The organism is Mycobacterium sp. SM3041 (genome assembly GCF_039668335.1).
Classification (GTDB): domain Bacteria; phylum Actinomycetota; class Actinomycetes; order Mycobacteriales; family Mycobacteriaceae; genus Mycobacterium.
Genome location: NZ_JAYXBQ010000044.1, coordinates 69,671 through 86,631, shown reverse-complemented (window position 1 = coordinate 86,631; position 16,961 = coordinate 69,671). Strand labels below are relative to the sequence as shown.

Annotated in this window: 19 protein-coding genes; 8 read left to right on the top strand and 11 right to left on the bottom strand. The window is 68.7% G+C overall.

Annotated elements, in window-relative coordinates:
- Positions 1-12: 12 nt before the first annotated feature.
- From nhaA to VXD91_RS12550, 4 genes are all read right to left on the bottom strand, one after another.
- Entirely contained in the window at positions 13-1,290 is a 1,278-nt protein-coding gene (gene nhaA, locus VXD91_RS12565; protein ID WP_318984408.1) for a Na+/H+ antiporter NhaA, read from the bottom strand.
- Between the two features lie 108 nt (positions 1,291-1,398).
- Entirely contained in the window at positions 1,399-1,848 is a 450-nt protein-coding gene (locus tag VXD91_RS12560) for an SRPBCC family protein (protein WP_318984407.1), read from the bottom strand.
- Between the two features lie 27 nt (positions 1,849-1,875).
- Positions 1,876-3,075 carry a TRAM domain-containing protein gene (locus VXD91_RS12555; RefSeq protein ID WP_318984406.1) on the bottom strand — a complete coding sequence of 400 codons (1,200 nt, stop codon included), beginning with the start codon at positions 3,073-3,075 and terminating at the stop codon, positions 1,876-1,878.
- Positions 3,072-5,066, bottom strand: a complete 1,995-nt coding sequence (locus tag VXD91_RS12550) for an APC family permease (RefSeq protein WP_318984405.1) — start codon at positions 5,064-5,066, stop codon at positions 3,072-3,074. The genes VXD91_RS12555 and VXD91_RS12550 overlap by 4 nt, the downstream gene beginning before the upstream one ends.
- A 104-nt stretch (positions 5,067-5,170) precedes the next feature.
- On the opposite strand from VXD91_RS12550, the gene VXD91_RS12545 reads away from it, so the two are divergent.
- Together VXD91_RS12545 and VXD91_RS12540 are read left to right on the top strand one after the other, a co-directional pair.
- Positions 5,171-5,845, top strand: a complete 675-nt coding sequence (locus tag VXD91_RS12545; RefSeq protein WP_081633431.1) for a TrkA family potassium uptake protein — start codon at positions 5,171-5,173, stop codon at positions 5,843-5,845.
- An 8-nt stretch (positions 5,846-5,853) separates the two neighbouring features.
- Positions 5,854-6,513, top strand: coding sequence for a TrkA family potassium uptake protein (locus tag VXD91_RS12540; RefSeq protein WP_020101827.1), 660 nt, complete (start codon positions 5,854-5,856; stop codon positions 6,511-6,513).
- Here VXD91_RS12540 and VXD91_RS12535 read toward each other — a convergent pair.
- Together VXD91_RS12535 and VXD91_RS12530 are read right to left on the bottom strand one after the other, a co-directional pair.
- Entirely contained in the window at positions 6,510-7,163 is a 654-nt protein-coding gene (locus VXD91_RS12535; protein ID WP_212814837.1) for a DUF3159 domain-containing protein, read from the bottom strand. The genes VXD91_RS12540 and VXD91_RS12535 overlap by 4 nt on opposite strands.
- A 47-nt stretch (positions 7,164-7,210) precedes the next feature.
- Positions 7,211-7,582: an OB-fold nucleic acid binding domain-containing protein gene (locus tag VXD91_RS12530; RefSeq protein WP_020101829.1), complete on the bottom strand. Its 372-nt coding sequence runs from the start codon at positions 7,580-7,582 to the stop codon at positions 7,211-7,213.
- A gap of 185 nt (positions 7,583-7,767) precedes the next feature.
- Here VXD91_RS12530 and VXD91_RS12525 point away from each other — a divergent pair, with 185 nt between their 5' ends.
- Entirely contained in the window at positions 7,768-8,478 is a 711-nt protein-coding gene (locus VXD91_RS12525; protein ID WP_318984404.1) for an alpha/beta hydrolase, read from the top strand.
- Here VXD91_RS12525 and VXD91_RS12520 read toward each other — a convergent pair.
- Positions 8,465-9,211 (bottom strand): DUF3710 domain-containing protein, encoded by a 747-nt coding sequence (locus VXD91_RS12520; protein ID WP_318984403.1) that lies wholly within the window; start codon positions 9,209-9,211, stop codon positions 8,465-8,467. The two genes, VXD91_RS12525 and VXD91_RS12520, sit on opposite strands and share 14 nt — an antisense overlap.
- Complete coding sequence (gene dut, locus VXD91_RS12515; RefSeq protein ID WP_061006033.1) at positions 9,211-9,675, bottom strand: dUTP diphosphatase; 465 nt, start codon at positions 9,673-9,675, stop codon at positions 9,211-9,213. Before dut ends, VXD91_RS12520 begins: the two co-directional genes overlap by 1 nt.
- 25 nt (positions 9,676-9,700) lie before the next feature.
- Here dut and VXD91_RS12510 point away from each other — a divergent pair, with 25 nt between their 5' ends.
- Positions 9,701-10,192 carry a DUF3093 domain-containing protein gene (locus VXD91_RS12510; protein WP_029105317.1) on the top strand — a complete coding sequence of 164 codons (492 nt, stop codon included), beginning with the start codon at positions 9,701-9,703 and terminating at the stop codon, positions 10,190-10,192.
- Positions 10,193-10,268: 76 nt separating this feature from the next.
- Here VXD91_RS12510 and VXD91_RS12505 read toward each other — a convergent pair whose 3' ends face one another.
- The gene (locus tag VXD91_RS12505) at positions 10,269-10,571 is read right to left on the bottom strand and encodes a DUF4193 domain-containing protein (protein WP_029105318.1); all 303 of its coding nucleotides are present in this window, start codon (positions 10,569-10,571) and stop codon (positions 10,269-10,271) included.
- 162 nt (positions 10,572-10,733) lie between these two features.
- Here VXD91_RS12505 and cei point away from each other — a divergent pair, with 162 nt between their 5' ends.
- Positions 10,734-11,384, top strand: coding sequence for an envelope integrity protein Cei (gene cei, locus VXD91_RS12500; RefSeq protein WP_318984402.1), 651 nt, complete (start codon positions 10,734-10,736; stop codon positions 11,382-11,384).
- On the opposite strand, the gene VXD91_RS12495 is transcribed toward cei, so the two are convergent.
- On the bottom strand, positions 11,381-12,232 hold the full coding sequence (locus VXD91_RS12495) for an inositol monophosphatase family protein (RefSeq protein ID WP_318984401.1): 852 nt from the start codon (positions 12,230-12,232) through the stop codon (positions 11,381-11,383). The two genes, cei and VXD91_RS12495, sit on opposite strands and share 4 nt — an antisense overlap.
- A gap of 71 nt (positions 12,233-12,303) precedes the next feature.
- On the opposite strand from VXD91_RS12495, the gene VXD91_RS12490 reads away from it, so the two are divergent.
- The 3 genes from VXD91_RS12490 to VXD91_RS12480 all read left to right on the top strand — a co-directional run bounded on the left by VXD91_RS12490 (position 12,304) and on the right by VXD91_RS12480 (position 15,360).
- Positions 12,304-13,092: a polyphosphate--glucose phosphotransferase gene (locus VXD91_RS12490; RefSeq protein ID WP_064984481.1), complete on the top strand. Its 789-nt coding sequence runs from the start codon at positions 12,304-12,306 to the stop codon at positions 13,090-13,092.
- A gap of 153 nt (positions 13,093-13,245) precedes the next feature.
- On the top strand, positions 13,246-14,718 hold the full coding sequence (locus VXD91_RS12485) for an RNA polymerase sigma factor (protein ID WP_318984400.1): 1,473 nt from the start codon (positions 13,246-13,248) through the stop codon (positions 14,716-14,718).
- A gap of 138 nt (positions 14,719-14,856) precedes the next feature.
- Positions 14,857-15,360: a DUF664 domain-containing protein gene (locus VXD91_RS12480; RefSeq protein ID WP_318984399.1), complete on the top strand. Its 504-nt coding sequence runs from the start codon at positions 14,857-14,859 to the stop codon at positions 15,358-15,360.
- Positions 15,361-15,415: 55 nt separating this feature from the next.
- Here the strand turns inward: VXD91_RS12480 and VXD91_RS12475 are convergent, their stop codons facing one another.
- Complete coding sequence (locus tag VXD91_RS12475) at positions 15,416-16,861, bottom strand: histidine phosphatase family protein (RefSeq protein ID WP_318984398.1); 1,446 nt, start codon at positions 16,859-16,861, stop codon at positions 15,416-15,418.
- Between the last annotated feature and the right edge of the window lie 100 nt (positions 16,862-16,961).

The following is a 16,961-nucleotide window of genomic DNA, read 5'->3' as shown; positions in this document are numbered from 1 at the left end:
GGGTAGAGCCGGTCAAGGCTGATAGATGTCCGGCACACCGTCGCCGTCGTCGTCGGCGGTCTCACGTTCGTGGATCCGGCGGTAGGCGGCGTTGCGCGACAGCAGCACGACCGCGGCCAGCATCCCGGCGATCACCGAACCGGCGAGCACGCCGATCTTGGCATCGGCGCCGGTGGCCGTGCCGGTGCCGAACGCCAGCTCACCGATCAGCAGCGAGACGGTGAAGCCGATCCCGGCCAGCATCGCCACCCCGGCGACGTCCAGCCAGCCCAGGCCCTCGTCGAGTTCGGCGCCGGTGAATCGCGCCAGCAGGAATGTGGTGCTGAACACACCGATGGCTTTGCCGAACACCAGCCCCAGCAGTACGCCGCCCGTCACCGGATGGGTGATCGCGTCCACCAGGCCGGGCCAACCACCGACGCTGACGCCCGCCGCGAAGAACGCGAAGACCGGCACCGCCACCCCGGCGGACAGCGGCCGCAGCGCGTGCTCGAACGCCTCGGCCGAGGCGTGCCTGCCCAGAACGGGTACCCCGAACCCGAGGAGCACGCCGGCCACCGTGGCATGGATGCCGCTCGCGTGCACCAGCGCCCAGGTCGCCACCGCGAGCGGCAACAGCAGCCACCAGTGCCGGATGCCGCGCTGCACGGCCGCGACGAACAACCCACCGGGAATCACCGCGAGCGCCAGCGCCGTGGGATTGAGGTGATCGGTGTAGAAGCACGCGATGACGATGATGGCCAGGAGGTCGTCGACCACGGCGAGCGTCAGCAGGAACGTGCGCAGCGCGGTGGGCAGATGTGTGGAGATGACGGCCAGGACCGCAAGGGCGAAGGCGATGTCCGTCGCGATCGGCACCGCCCAGCCGTCCAGATTCTCGGGGTGCCCGAGCGCCAGGTTCAGGCCCACGAAGATGGCGGCGGGTGCCGCCATGCCACCGACGGCCGCTGCGATGGGCAGCGCGGCGCGCGCCGGATCGCGCAGGTCGCCCGCGACGAATTCGCGCTTGAGCTCGACACCGACGACGAAGAAGAAGACCGCCAGGAGCCCGTCGGCCGCCCAGGCCGAGAGGCTCAGGTGCAGATGCCACGACGCCGGGCCGACCGCGAACTCGGACAGTGCGTGATAGCTGTGCGCGGCAGGCGAATTGGCCCAGATCAGGGCGACACCGGCCGCCAGCAACAGCAGGATGCCGCCGACGGTCTCCTTGCGCAGGATCTCGGTGAACCGCTGGGCTTCGGGCCAGCTGCCCCGGCTCAGCAGGCGCCGGCGCGTGTTGCGGTTGGTCATCGGGACTCTCCTGGGCAGCGTTGAACGGCGCCGACCAGGCTTCCCGGCACACCTGTCCGCTAAGTTAGCAGCCGGGCCGAGCACCGACAGCGTGCCCGCACCGCGCCGCTACGCGCCCTCCGATTCGAGGATGGTCTTCAACCGCTTGAGGTCATTGGTGGTGGCGCGCTTCATCGCCCCCGCCATCAGCGGCGCGACGAGGCGCGAGAAACCGCTCGGCGCACCGCGATTGCGCAGCCGCATCCGCGTGGTCTGCGCGTCGACATCGGTCCACTCGTAGATGGTTTCCATCGGGAATGGTCCTTCGGCGGTGCGCATGACGAGACGGCGGTCGGGAACCAACTCCACGACCTCGTAGGTGTACGTCAGGGTCCGGCGCAGAAACGAGGCGGTGAAGGTGAATTGCGACCCCACCGCCAACGGTCGGGCGGTGACCCAACTCGCAGACCGGATGTTGACGTACCACTGTGGGGCGTTGTCGGGTTCGGCGGCGTAGGCGGCCACGACACCGCGGGGCCGCGCAATGACGCATTCCACAGACACATCCACGGTGGCCATCAGGCAGCCCTTCCACTTGTGAAACCGCTAGCGCGTCAGCAGCGCCACACACTCGACGTGGTGCGTCAGCGGGAACGAGTCGAAAACCCGCAGGTTCGCCACCTCGTAACCGTGTCCACGGTAGAGACCGATGTCGCGCGCGAAAGAGGCTGCCTCACAACCGATGTGGATCACGCGGGGCACCCCTGCAGCGGCCAGCTGATCGATGACCTCGTGCCCGGCGCCGGTCCGGGGCGGGTCCAGCACCGCGACGTCGGCCGCCACCCGCTGGGTGCCCAGCGCCCGGCGCACCGAATCGGTCAGCACCTCGACGCTGCCCAGGTCGCCCAGCGCGGCCCGGGCGGCGCGCGCCGATCCGCGCGACGTGTCGACCGTCAGCACGCGACCCGACTCCCCCACCGCGCCGGCCAGTGCCGCCGCGAAAACGCCTGCGCCGCCGTACAAATCCCATGCCGTCTGGCCCTCGGACAGCTCCGCCCACTCGGCGACCAGGGCACTGTAGGTGGTGGCGGCGTCACGATGGGACTGCCAGAACGCCGTCACGGGCACGCGCCATTCCCGATCGCCGACGCGCTGCACGGCCTCGTACTCGCCCGAGACCACCTCGGTCAGGCCGCGTTTGGCGTTCTTTCCCGCGCCCTTCTTGGCGTGCGGAACGGACCGCACGACGTGCCGGTGTCCGGCGTCGTCGAGTACGACATGCAGGTGCGCGCCGGGCGGTTGCAACGGCAGATCGTCCAACATCCCGGCCGGCACCTGGGCACACGACAGGTCGGTCACCAGTTCGTCGCTGTGATACCGGTGGAACCCGGCGCGGCCGTCCGCGCCGACCTCCAGGCGCACCCGGGTACGCCACCCGGTCGGGCCGACGGTGCCGACCTCTTCGGCGACGAGGTCGCCCGCCTCATAGCCGCCGAGGCGCGCCAGCTGATTGGCCACCACCTCGCCCTTGAGCCGCCGCGCCGCGGCGGGATCGACGAAAGCCAGGTCGCAGCAACCGGATCCCTGTGCACCGGCGATCGCGCACAGTGATGCCACCCGGTCGGGCGAAGGCTCGAGCACCTCGACAGCGTCGGCGTGCCAGTACGACCCGCGCTCGGAGGTCACCTCGGCGCGCACCACCTCGCCCGGCAGGGCATGGCGGACGAAGATCACGCGGCCGTCGTGGCGCGCGACGCAGCTGCCACCGTTGGCCGGCGGGCCCACGGTCAGTGTTACTTCACTCACTCGATGATGCCCCGTCGGGTGTCACCGGGCGCCGAGCCCGGCGTCATGGTCACCTTCACGCGCTCGGACGAATTCAGCTGCCACGGAACGGAAGTCACCATCACATTCGGGATGAACAGCAGCCTGCCCTTGAGGCGCAGCGCGCTCTGGTTGTGCAGGATGTGCTCCCACCAGTGGCCCACCACATACTCCGGGATGAACACCGTCACGACGGTGCGCTTCGACTCGGCCGTGATGCGCTTGACGTAATCGAGGATGGGCCTGGTGATCTCGCGGTACGGCGAGGCGATGACCTTGAGCGGTACCGACACGTCGCTGTCTTCCCACTTGTGCACCAGCTCGCGGGTCTCGGCGTCGTCGACGCTGACGGTGATGGCCTCCAGGACATCCGGGCGGGTCGCCTTCGCGTAGGCCAGGGCCCGCAGCGTCGGCAGGTGCAGATTGGACACCAGCACGACGGCGTGGTTTCGGCTGGGCAGCACCACGTCCTCGTCCGGCCCCGATTGGGAGCGCAGCTCCTGGGCGACGGTGTCGTAGTGCTTGTGGATCGCCTTCATGAGGACGAACAGCAGGCTCATCGCCAGGATCGCGATCCACGCGCCGGCCAGGAACTTCGTCACGATGACCACCAGCAGCACGGCGCCCGTGCAGATGAATCCGATGGTGTTGACGACCCGCGCGCGCTGCATGCGGCGACGCTCGGACGCTTCGGTCTCGGTGCGCAGCAACCGGTTCCAGTGCCGCACCATGCCGATCTGGCTCAGTGTGAACGACACGAACACGCCGACGATGTACAGCTGGATCAGCGCCGTGACCTCGGCGTTGAACGCCACCACGAAGGCGATGGCGGCGAACGCGAGGAACAGGATGCCGTTGGAGAACGCGAGCCGGTCACCGCGGGTGTGCAGCTGCCGCGGCAGGTAGCGGTCCTGCGCCAGGATCGAGCCCAGCACCGGGAAACCGTTGAACGCGGTGTTGGCGGCCAGCACCAGGATCAGCGCCGTGACACCGGCGATCAGATAGAGCCCCACCGGGAAGCCCTGGAACACCGCCTCGGCCAGCTGGGTGACGACCGTCTTCTGGTGGTAGTCGGCGGGCGCGCCCTCCAGCTGGTCGACGCTGTCGGCCATCTTCAGGCCGATCTGCTTCGCCAGCACGATGATGCCCATGAACAACGACACCGCGATGGCGCCGAGCAGCAGCAGCGTCGTTGCGGCGTTGCGCGACTTGGGCTTCTGGAACGCCGGCACGCCGTTGCTGATGGCTTCCACACCCGTGAGGGCGGCACAGCCCGACGAGAACGCCCGGGCCACGAGAAAGACCATCGCGAAGCCCAGCACGTCGCCGTGCTCGGACTTGATGGTGAAACCGGCGGACTCGGCCCGCAGCGGGTGGCCCAGCACGAAGATCTGGATGAAGCCCCAGGCCAACATGATGTACATGCCGATCATGAAGGCGTAGGTGGGAACCGCGAAGGCAGTACCCGATTCCCGGATGCCGCGCAGGTTCAGCGACGCCAGGATCAGGATCGCCAGGACCGACAGCAACACCTTGTTCTGGGCGATGAACGGTACGGCCGATCCGATGTTGGACATCGCGGACGCCGTCGACACCGCGACCGTCAGCACATAGTCGACCAGCAGCGCGCTCGCCACCGTCAACCCCGCGGTGTGCCCGAGGTTGGTCGTGACCACCTCGTAGTCGCCGCCGCCGGACGGATAGGCATGCACGTTCTGCCGGTAACTGGCGATCACGATGAGCATGACTGCGGCCACCGCGAGACCGACCCAAGGCGCCATCGAATAGGCGGACAGACCGGCGACCGACAGCACCAGGAAGATTTCCTCCGGCGCGTAGGCCACCGACGACAGCGCATCCGACGCGAACACCGGAAGAGCGATACGTTTGGGCAGCAACGTGTGGGCGAGCTTGTCGCTTCGGAAGGGTCGGCCGAGGACCAACCGGCGCGTCGCGGTCGAAAGCTTGGACACGAGAGCCAAGGGTAAGCCCCAAGGGCCCGGGTTGTAGCGTTCGGACTGAGCTGAGGCATGAAATTCGCTTCAGGGCCGGCTTCCGGCCCAGAAAGGATCGGCTGGTGCGAGTAGTCGTGATGGGCTGCGGCCGCGTTGGCGCATCGCTGGCGGACGGATTGGCCCGCATCGGCCATGAGGTCGCCGTGATCGACCGGGACAAGACGGCGTTCCACCGGCTGTCCCCGGAATTCCCCGGAGAACGCGTGCTGGGCATGGGTTTTGACCGGGATGTGCTGGAGCGGGCCGGTATCGAAGAGGCCGGTGCCTTCGCCGCGGTGTCCTCCGGTGACAACTCGAACATCATCTCGGCGCGCGTCGCGCGCGAGACGTTCGGTGTGCAGCGCGTCGTGGCGCGTATCTATGACGCCAAGCGCGCGGCGGTGTACGAGCGGCTGGGCATCCCGACCATCGCGACCGTGCCGTGGACCACCGACCGGTTGCTGAATCTGCTGACCCGCGAGACCGAGACCACCAAGTGGCGCGATCCGTCGGGCAACGTCGGCGTCACCGAACTGTCCCTGCACGAGGACTGGGTCGGCTACCGCGTCACCGCGCTGGAAGGCGCGACCGGCGGCCGCGTCGCGTTCCTCATCCGGTTCGGCAGCGGCGTGCTGCCCGACGCCAAGACCGTCATCCAGGCCGGCGATCAGGTGTACATGGCCGCGGTGTCGGGCCGTGTCGCCGAAGCCATCGCCATCGCATCACTGCCGCCCGGCGACGACGTCGAAAGCCACTAGGAGCGCACATGAAGGTCGCAATCGCGGGCGCCGGCGCCGTCGGCCGCTCCATCGCGCGGGAACTGGTCGATCACCACGAGGTGACGCTGCTGGAACGCAATCCGGACCACATCGACGTCGACGCCGTCCCCGCGGCGCAGTGGCGCCTCGGCGACGCCTGCGAGATCTCGCTGCTCGAGTCCGTCAAGCTGCATGAGTTCGACGTCGTCATCGCCGCCACCGGCGACGACAAGGCCAACGTGGTGGTGAGCCTGCTCGCCAAGACCGAGTTCGCGGTCCCCCGCGTCGTGGCCCGCGTCAACGACCCGCGCAACGAGTGGCTGTTCGACGACAGCTGGGGCGTCGACGTCGCCGTGTCGACGCCCCGCATGCTGGCGTCGCTGGTCGAAGAAGCCGTGTCGGTGGGCGACCTGGTCCGGCTGATGAGCTTCCGCAAGGGCCAGGCCAACCTGGTCGAGATCACGCTGCCCGACGACACACCCTGGGGCGGCAAGGCCGTCAAGCGACTCCAACTGCCCCGGGATGCCACGTTGGTGACCATCCTGCGCGGCCCGCGCGTCATCGTGCCCGAATCGGACGAGCCGCTCGAGGGCGGCGACGAACTGCTGTTCGTCGCGGTGGCCGAGGTCGAGCAGGAGCTGCGCAACCAGGTGCTGAATCCGGGCTAATCCTCGGTGACGTGGTGTTCGGCGTCGCGGATGGCCTTCTGGGCCGTCCGGATGGCCAGGTAGGACGCCAGCGCGGCGACCGCGGTGAGCGGCCAGCCCATGGCGATCCGGGCCACCCCGAGCAGACCCGTCTGGTCCAGCCCGTACAGGTGGTTCTGGACCAGGAAGCGTGCCCCGAACACCAGCGCCCACACCGCGGTCGCGATGTCGAACGCCAGCACCGCCCGCCGGACGTCGCGCCAGCTGCGGTCGTGTCCGGTGACCCAGCTCCAGCCGTAGCCGACCAGGGGGCGCCGGATGAGGATCGAGATCGCGAACACCGCGGCATAGATCAGCGATGACCAGATGCCAAGCAGGAAATAGCCTTTCGAGGCGCCGATCACGTAGGCGATCAGCGCGCTGATCCCGACGCCGATGAAGCCCGACACCGCCGGCTGCACCGATTCGCGCCGCGCCAGCCGCCAGATGAGAACCAGGGCGGCGACGCCGAGCGCTGCGTAGATCGCGGCGGTCAGCCCGAAAAAGCTCGAGACGGGGACGAAAACGAGGACCGGCAGGGACGAATAGATGAGGCCGCTCAGGCCGCCCATCTGCTCCAGCAGGACGTGCGCCGTCAGTTTGGCGTCGCCGTCATCCTGCTGGGCCTCGATGTCGGCTTCGGCCTGCGCGTCGTTCGCGGTCCCCTTGTCGGGGAAGGTCACTTCTGAATCTCGTAATGCGGGTTGTAGATCGCTTTGGCCCCGCTGTCCAAGTTGCCGAGTCGTCCGTGCACCCGCAGGGTGCGCCCGGATTCGATGCCTGGGATACGCCGCTGACCCAACCAGACCAGCGTGACCGTGTCGGTGCCGTCGAACAGCTCGGCTCGCACGCCGCCCGAACAGCCCTTGCCGTTGGTCTCGACACACCGCAGCGTGCCGACCATCGTCACTTCCTGTCCGCGCGTGCAGTCCACCGCTCGCATGGCGCCGGTGTTCAGGGCCTCGTCGTTCAGCTCCTGGACATCGCTCTGTTCGAGGTCCTCGGTAAGCCGCCGGGTGAGTCGGCGTAAATAGCCTTCCGCCGTAGCCATGGTCTCTCCTGAGACTTGCTGCGAATCCACCGTGGACCCGCTATCTAACCAACGTCACGCTAGACCTCTTGGTTCCGATTCGCCATTTCGGCACGGGATATATCTTCGTTATCCCGCTCACTGGACGGCACGGCCGCCCGGACCCCCTTGCGTGCGCCGTCCCGGCCGCCGGGCACCATCGAGGGATGACGGCCAACTTGCAGGGGATGACCGCGGTACTGCTGCCCGGGACGGGATCGGACGACGACTACATCCGCCGGGCCTTCGGCGGCGCCCTGCTCGAAGCGGGTGCCGTGGTGATCGCCCCGCGGCCGCTGCCGGGCGACCTGATCGCCGGTTATGTCGAGGCGCTCGACGCCGCCGCGCAACACGGCCCGATCATCGTCGGCGGCGTGTCCCTGGGCGCTGCGGTCGCCACGAACTGGGCGCTCAAGCATCCCGAACAGTGCATCGCCGTCCTGGCCGCCCTGCCCGCCTGGACCGGCGAGTCCGACGGCGCGCCGGCCGCCCAGGCCGCCCGCTACTCGGCGCAGCAACTACGCGAGATCGGGCTCGATGCGGCGGTCGCCGGCATGCGCGCGGGCAGCCCGGCCTGGCTCGCGGATGAACTGACGCGGTCGTGGACGGCACAGTGGCCCGGCCTGCCGGATGCGATGGAAGAAGCGGCCGGTTATGGCGGGCCGACGCGCGAACAGCTCGCCGAGCTGCAGGTGCCGATGGGTGTCGCCGGGGCGGTCGACGACGCCGTGCACCCCGTCGCGGTCGCCGCGGAGTGGGCCGTGGCGGCTCCCCGGGCCGCGCTGCGGACCGTCACCCTCGATGCGATGGGCGAAGAGCCGACAGTGCTCGGTGACGCCTGTGTGGCCGCGTTGCGGGAGGCCGTCAGCCTCCTGTGATGGTGCCCATCTGCTGGGTGCGCAGCTGCTGCATGGCCGAGCCCTGCTCGCTGCGACGGGCGTCGGGCTCCCCTTCGGGCTGCTGTTGCCCGAACTGCTGCTGCAGCTGTTCGAGCGCCTGCTGAGCCTGCTCCATCTGCTGCTGCGCCATCTGCTGGGCCGCGGCGCGCAGCTGCTCCAGCAGCGGCTCGGACAGCTGCACCGGCAGCGGGCTGCGAACCGGCAGCGGGGTGTCGCCACGACGAACCACGGTGTCCGCCAACGAGGTTCGCGCCTCGTCGGCGATGGCGTCGATGGTCTCCTCGGTGCCGACGACGACACAGCGCACCATCCACCGGTAGCCGTCGGTCCCGATGAAACGCATCACGACCTGCGGCTGGCCGGGCTGCGGCACCGGCAGGCCCACGACCTCCCGGCCCCACGGCCCGTCTTCGATGCGCGCCTGCGCGTTGTCGTTGCGCAGCGATTCGGCCAGTTCCGCGGCGATCTCACGCCACAGCCCGCCGGTCTTGGGTGCGGCGTACGCGGCCACGGAGAACCGCCCGTTGGGCGTCATGATCCAGACGGCGTTCGGCACGCCCTGCTCGTTGACCTCGACGTTGAGCTGCGAACCGTCGGGCACCGGGACGAGCACGCCACCCAGGTCCAGGCGGGCCGCCTCGGCGTCGGCCGGGTCGTCGAAGTCCTCGATGTCGAAGGGGCCGTCTTCTTCGGGGTTGAACTCGAATGCCATCACAAACTCGCATGTCCGCCGGAGGAACCGTGGCCGCCCGCGCCACGTGAGGTGTCAGCCAGCCCCGCCTCGTCGAACGACGTGACCTCGACCAGCTCGGGCAACTCGACCCGCTGCACGAGCAGCTGCGCGATCCGGTCACCGCGTTTCACGATGATGGGCTCGCTGGGGTCGAGGTTGATGAGCGCCACCTTGATCTCACCGCGGTACCCGGCGTCGACGGTCCCGGGCGCGTTGACGATCGAAAGGCCAACGCGGATGGCCAATCCCGATCGCGGATGCACCAAGCCGACCATGCCGTGCGGAATCGCGACGGCGATCCCCGTCGGCACCAATTCGCGCTGACCGGGGGCCAGTTCGAGGTCGATCGCGCTGAACAGATCGACGCCGGCATCGCCGTCGTGAGCACGGGCCGGCATCGGCAGATCCCGGTCCAACCGAACTACCGCCAGAGAGGTGGACACGACCGCACAGACTACCCTTGGCGGCGTGTCAGACACGCGAGCAGCCACCCAAACCGTCCGCTATCGGGAGCGGTTGACGGTGCCTTTGTGGTGGTGGTTACCGGGTTTCGGGCTGGCGGCCCTGATCGCGCTGGAAGTGGTGCAAGGCGTGTCGGGCGTGCCGGCCTGGGCGCCGTTCGCCGTGCTGCTGCCGGTCGCTGCAGCGACGCTGGTGTGGATGGGGCGCATCGAGCTGCGGGTGGTGAGCACCGGCACCGGGCCGGACGCCGAGACCGAGCTGTGGGTGGGACCGGCGCACATCCCGACGAGCGTCATCTCCCGGTCGGCCGAGGTGCCGCGCTCGGCGAAGTCGGCGGCGCTGGGACGCCAACTGGATCCGGCCGCGTACGTCGTGCACCGGGCCTGGGTCGGGCCGCTGATCCTCGTGGTGCTCGACGATCCGGATGACCCCACGCCGTACTGGCTGGTGAGCACCCGTCATCCCGATCGGGTGCTGGCGGCACTGCAGGGCCGCTAGCAGCCCCATAAGACGCCCAATGGCCGGTCCCCGCACGCATTCGTGCGAGACCGGCCACTGACGTGAACGTGAATCCTCAGGCGGCGCAGTCGGTGCAGATCATCACGCCGTTCTTCTCGCTGGCGAGACGGCTGCGGTGTTGCACCAGGAAACAGCTCGAGCAGGTGAACTCATCGGCCTGCTTGGGCACCACGCGGACCGAGAGTTCCTCGCCCGACAGGTCAGCGCCGGGCAACTCGAAGTTCTCGGCCGAGTCGGTCTCATCGACGTCGACGACGGCGGACTGTGCTTCGTTGCGCCGTGCTTTCAGCTCCTCCAGAGAGTCCTCGGACACCTCGTCAGTCTCAGAACGCCGCGGGGCGTCGTAATCGGTAGCCATGGTCATCCCCTCCGTTACCTTGCAGCAGAGCTTTGTACCAGCGTCGAACGCTTCCGCCAAACGATTCGTGCCCGAAAAGCGCGCCGACTATATGTGATTTGCATCACATAAGCAAGAGGTGGTCGGCAATCATGCAGGGTGCGGTGCATCTAGAGTGCTCATGTGGTCGCACAAATCACCGAGGGCACGGCCTTCGACAAGCACGGTCGGCCGTTCCGCCGCCGCAATTACGTGCCCGCCGCCGTGCTGTTCGCGGTGCTGGCCGTGGCGACGCTCATCGCGTGGCTCGTCGTCGCGAACCAGCCCGCCGAAATCCACCAGGCGATCACCTGCAATCCCCCACCCGCGCCCACCGAGCCGAACCAGCCGAAGCTCGGCGACGAGGTGTCGCAGTCCTCGATGGTCAACGTGGTGCCGGCCAAGCTCGCCGACACCAAGATCAAGGTGCTCAACGCCAGCGGCCAGGGCGGCCAGGCCAGCGAGGTCGCCGGTGAGCTGCGCGACCTCGGATTCGGCCAGCCGGCGGCGAGCAACGACCCGGTGTACGCCAGCACCCGCATGGAATGCCAGGGCCAGATCCGGTTCGGCCCGGCCGGTAAGTCCGCGGCCGCCGCGCTGTGGCTGGTGGCGCCGTGCACCCAGCTGTTCCAGGACCAGCGCCCCGACGACTCCGTCGACCTCGCGATCGGCACCGAGTTCAACGAACTCGCCCACAGTGACGACATCGAGGCCATGCTGGCCAGCCTGAAGCCGGACGCCACGCAGCCGGCAGACACCTCGCTGCTGCCGAAGATCCACAGCGGGACCTGCTAGCGATAGTCGACCCGCTCCAGATGCCCGGTCAGCGCTGCGGCCACGCCGGGCGCCGCGGCGATGACCAGATCGTCGTCGTCCGCACCCGGTGCGGGCAGCCGCACGACGGCGCCCGCCTCCTCGGCGACCAGGGCCGCGGCCGCCCAATCCCACACGTGCACACCGGATTCGAAATACGCGTCGAGCCGGCCGGCGGCCACCATGCACAGATCCAGGGCGCACGACCCGACCCGGCGGATGTCCCGCACCTCGGCCAGCAGCTCGGCCACCGCGCGGGCCTGCTGCCGCCGCCGCTCCCGCGCGTAGGCGAACCCGGTCGCCACCAGCGCCATCGGGAGCTCGTCGATGACGTTGCAGCGCAAGGTTTCCCGCACCCCGTCCCGCGTCGCCACGGCCCCGTGGCCGCGCGCGGCCGAGAACACCTCTCCGGTCGCGGCGTTGGCCACCGCACCGGCGACGGACACGCCGTCGATCTGCACCCCGACCGACACCGCGTAGGCGCCAAGCCCGTACATGAAGTTCACGGTGCCGTCGATGGGGTCGAGCACCCACACCGGCACGCCGGCGGCCGCCCGCGCCGCGCCACCCTCCTCCTCGCCGAGGATCGCGTCGTCCGGTCGCAGCACTGCCAGGCGCTCACGCAACAGCCGCTCGGTCTCGGTGTCGACGACGGTCACCGGATCGGTCGGGCTGCTCTTGGTGCGCACCGCGCCGTCGTCCTGCTGAACGCCGGCGAAAACCTCGGCGCGCCGCCGGCGGACGAAGGCGGCGGCCTCTGTGGCCAACTGCTCGGCGAGTGCGCGCAGTGCAGCAGGTGCGGTGCCACTTCCGGGTTCGCGTGCTGTCATGACACCTATCGCAGCACACGCGGTTAGGGTGTGGGTCGCGCCCTCTTGCCCACCCCCTCCAAGGAGTGCAGATGACCGAGACGCCCACCGCCGCGACCGACGCCTCACAGCATCGAGCGCTGGGGATCGATGTCGGCGGCAGCGGCGTCAAAGGCGGCATCGTCGACCTCGACACCGGCCAGCTGATCGGCGAGCGCTTCCGCCTCCCCACCCCGCAGCCGGCGACGCCCGAAGCCGTGTCGGAGACCGTGGCCGCCGTCGTGCGTGAGTTCGGCTGGACCGGACCACTGGGCGTCACGTATCCGGGCGTGGTGACCGAGGGCATCGTGCGGACCGCGGCCAACGTCGACAGCAGCTGGATCGGCACCAACGTGCGGGACATGTTCGCCTCGCGGCTGGACGGCCAGGACGTGACGGTGCTCAACGACGCGGACGCGGCCGGACTGGCGGAGGAGAAGTTCGGCGCGGGCCGCGAGGTGAGCGGACTGGTCGTGCTGCTGACGTTCGGCACGGGCATCGGCTCGGCGGTGATCTACGACGGGGTCCTGTTGCCCAACACCGAGTTCGGGCACATCGAGGTCGGCGGCAAGGAGGCCGAGCACCGGGCCGCGTCGTCGGTCAAGGAACGCAAGGACTGGTCGTACGAGCGCTGGACCGAGGAGGTCACCAAGGTGCTGGTGGCGGTGGAGAACGCCATCTGGCCGGACCTGTTCATCGTCGGCGGCGGCATCAGCAAGAAGGCGGACAAGTGGGTGCCGCTGCTGAAGAACCGCACCCCGGTGGTCGCCGCGACGCTGCAGAATTCGGCCGGCATCGTCGGCGCCGCGATGGCCGCCGACGGCGCCTTGCATCGCCATTGACGGGCCGTTGACGGCCGCCAACGCTCCGAGACCGGCGCTGATACGGCTTCTGGCCACTATGTCGTTACAATGGTCAACGGCGGCCGCCTGAACGGATAGCGGTGATCATCCGATCGAAGATCGACGCCAATATTCGACAGCCGACGCTTTTCGGTGGCGCATGCCCACGCCACCGTTGTACGAAAGACCGAAAGGGTGGCCGTGGTAGCGACCAAAGCCAGCGAGACAGCCGACGAGCCGGTGAAGCGCACCACCAAAGCCCCCGCGAAGAAGGCCGCCGCCAAGGCTGCGCCGGCCAAGCGTGCCGCCAAGGCACCCGCGAAGAAGGCCGCCGCGAAGGCGCCCGCCAAGCGCGCGGCGAAGGCCGCCACCAAGCCCGAGGACGGTGGCGTCGCTGACGACGTGACCGATGTCGACGACCTCGCCGTCGAACCCGACGAGATCGACGTCGACGACGCCGACCTGGAACTCGACGACGACCTCGAGGCCGACGACGACGTCAGTGACGATGACGACGAGGACGACGCCGAAGAAGGCGAGTCCGAAGCCGAAGCCAACACCGAAGGCACCAAGGCCGCGCCGAAGGCCGCCGACGGCGACGACGCCGACGAGCCGTCCGAGAAGGACAAGGCCTCCGGCGACTTCGTCTGGGACGAGGAAGAGTCCGAGGCGCTGCGGCAGGCCCGCAAGGATGCCGAGCTCACCGCGTCCGCCGACTCGGTGCGTGCCTACCTCAAGCAGATCGGCAAGGTCGCGCTGCTGAACGCCGAGGAGGAGGTCGAGCTCGCCAAGCGCATCGAAGCCGGCCTCTACGCCACGCAGCTCATGTCCGAGCTGATGGAGAAGGGCGAGAAGCTGCCCGCCGCGCAGCGTCGCGACATGCAGTGGATCTGCCGCGACGGCGACCGCGCCAAGAACCACCTGCTGGAAGCCAACCTGCGTCTGGTGGTGTCGCTGGCCAAGCGCTACACCGGCCGTGGCATGGCGTTCCTGGACCTCATCCAGGAAGGCAACCTGGGCCTGATCCGCGCGGTCGAGAAGTTCGATTACACCAAGGGCTACAAGTTCTCGACGTACGCCACCTGGTGGATCCGTCAGGCCATCACCCGCGCCATGGCCGACCAGGCCCGCACCATCCGTATCCCGGTGCACATGGTCGAGGTCATCAACAAGCTCGGCCGTATCCAGCGTGAGCTGCTGCAGGACCTGGGTCGCGAACCCACGCCCGAAGAGCTCGCCAAGGAAATGGACATCACGCCGGAGAAGGTGCTGGAAATCCAGCAGTACGCGCGTGAGCCCATCTCGCTGGACCAGACCATCGGCGACGAAGGCGACAGCCAGCTCGGTGACTTCATCGAGGACAGCGAGGCCGTCGTGGCCGTGGACGCCGTGTCGTTCACGCTGCTGCAGGACCAGCTGCAGTCGGTGCTGGAGACCCTGTCCGAGCGCGAGGCCGGCGTCGTCCGCCTGCGGTTCGGGCTGACCGACGGCCAGCCGCGCACGCTGGACGAAATCGGCCAGGTCTACGGCGTCACCCGTGAGCGCATCCGCCAGATCGAGTCCAAGACCATGAGCAAGCTGCGGCACCCGTCGCGCTCGCAGGTTCTGCGCGACTACCTGGACTAGTCCCCCGCTTCAACGACGACTGCCCCGAAACTCCGGTGTCGGGGCAGTCGTCGTCTGCGTGGGTTCCAGCGGCCGCGTGCGCGACACCCCCGAAAAACCGGAAGCGGGAAAAGTCCTGTGTGTGAAAGGCTTTCGTGCATGCCGATCTCGCAGCACCCGCTGGGCCAGGCCATGCTGGACGTCTCGTCCGAATGCTTCGCCGCGATGGCCGACATCCTCACCGTGCTCGGTGACGACCTCGCCAACCGCCGGCCCGACCTGCCCGGTGCGAACAGCTGCTACGCCATCGTCAACCACTGCATCGGTGTGGTCGACTACTGGGCCGGCTCTTTCATTGCCGGACAACGCATCCCGCGCGACCGCGACAGCGAGTTCACCGCCACCGGGCCGGTCGACGAGCTGCTGGCACGGCTGACGGCCCTGCAGCAGTGCTTCCCCGGCTGGGTCGAGGTGGCGGTCACCGAGGGCATCCGGGACCGCGAGCTGGCCGACGGGGTGCGCGGCGGCACCACGCGCGCCTCGGTGCTGGCCACGGCGAGCCCGGAGTGGACGCTGCTGCACATCCTGCACGACATCGCGCAGCACGTCGGGCACATGGAGATCACCAGAGACCTGCTGCTGGCCGCCCGCTCGGACAGCTGACACGAATCGGCCCCCTCCTCCGCGGAGCAGGGGGCCGATCGCGCGACGGTGACCGTCAGTCGGTGCCGGCCGCGCCGGCAGTGGCGTGCGCCTTTGCCGCGTCGGCCTTGGCGGCCGCCTTCTCGGCAGCCGCGGCCTTCTTGGCGTCGGCCTTGGCCTTGGCTGCCGCCTTCTTCTCCTCTGCCTTGGCCTTGGCAGCGGCCTTCTTGGCTTCGGCCGCAGCCTTCTTCGCCTCGGCCTTGGCCTTGGCGGCCTCGGCCTTGGTGGGCCCGTCGACCTTGGCCTGGTCGGCCTGTTTGTCGTCGGCCTTGGCGTTCGCGTCGACCTTCACCGCGTCGCCCTTGACCTCCGCAGGCTTGACCTCGGCAGCCTTGGCATCGGAAGCCGGAGCGTCCGCCACCTTGGCCGGCGAGTCGCCCGCCTGCGCCGCGGCCGGGGCCTTGGCCGCAACCGGAGCCGGAGCCGGACCCGAGAACGCGGCCGGCGACACCGCTGCACCCGAGTGCGCAGCCGGAGCCTCGGTGCCGGCCGCAGGCGCCGGCGGGTGCAGCTTCTTCTGCAGGTTGTTGATGGCCGTGGTGACCCCGCCGATGACCTGGGCATTGATGGCGCGCGCGAACTTGGCCGTCGAGAACAGCGCGTCGGCCGCACCATGGTTGATCGCGGTCAGGATCTTGCCGACGTCACCGGTCTTGAACGCCGTGGCGACGTCCTGCACCACACCGCCGAGCTGACGGGTCAGGGTGCGGACCTGCGTCAGCACCTGCTCGATCGGGCCCTTCTGCATGCCGGCGATCTCGACGCCGTTCCAGTTCACCAGGTTCCAGCCGACCTCGGGGTTGCCCTCGACGACGACGTAGTTGGTGTTGGACAACGGATGCTGGGTGAACAGCATGATCTTCTGCTCGACGCTCAGATTCTTGGCGTTCATCATCGTCCAGATCATGATGGTGCCGCCGTGCGAGAACACCGCCGCATTGCGGTCGCCGTTGTCGTAGATCGTCTGCAGCGCACCGTTGACACGGTCCTGGAACTGATGTCCGTTGAGGCCCGTGGTGCTACCCGGTGCGCTCGGGATGAACGCGTCCAGGTTCGGGGTGATCGGGTTGAAGCTGACGTTCGGCGGCGGGGTCACCGACAGACCCGCCCACGCCAGCGGAGCCGTCAGGTAGCCGAACAGCGCTGCCCGTTCGGGCGTGCCCTCGTACATGCCGGCTTCGATCTCCTGGATGCCCGGCAACACCGTGATCGGCAGACCCAGATACTGCGACATGGGCACGGCCGTCTGCTGCGTCCGGACCATCGTCGAGGCGTAGATCGCGTCGTAGTTGTTGTCGCCGAGTTTGGCCGCGATGTCCTTGGCCTGCTGCTGGCCGAGGTCGGTCAGCGTCGGCCCGGGTGTCGAGGTGTCACCGACCCCCGACAGGTTGCCGTACGACTGACCGTGCCGGATGAACGTGATCGTCATGTTCTCGGCTGCCCATGCCGGCAGCGCCGACATGACCAGAAGGGCGCCCGCGGTCAGAGCGACACCGAGTCCCTTCAGCCCACGCGCGCGACGACGATGTCCCGCGCCTGAATTTGTGTGGTTAATGATGTCC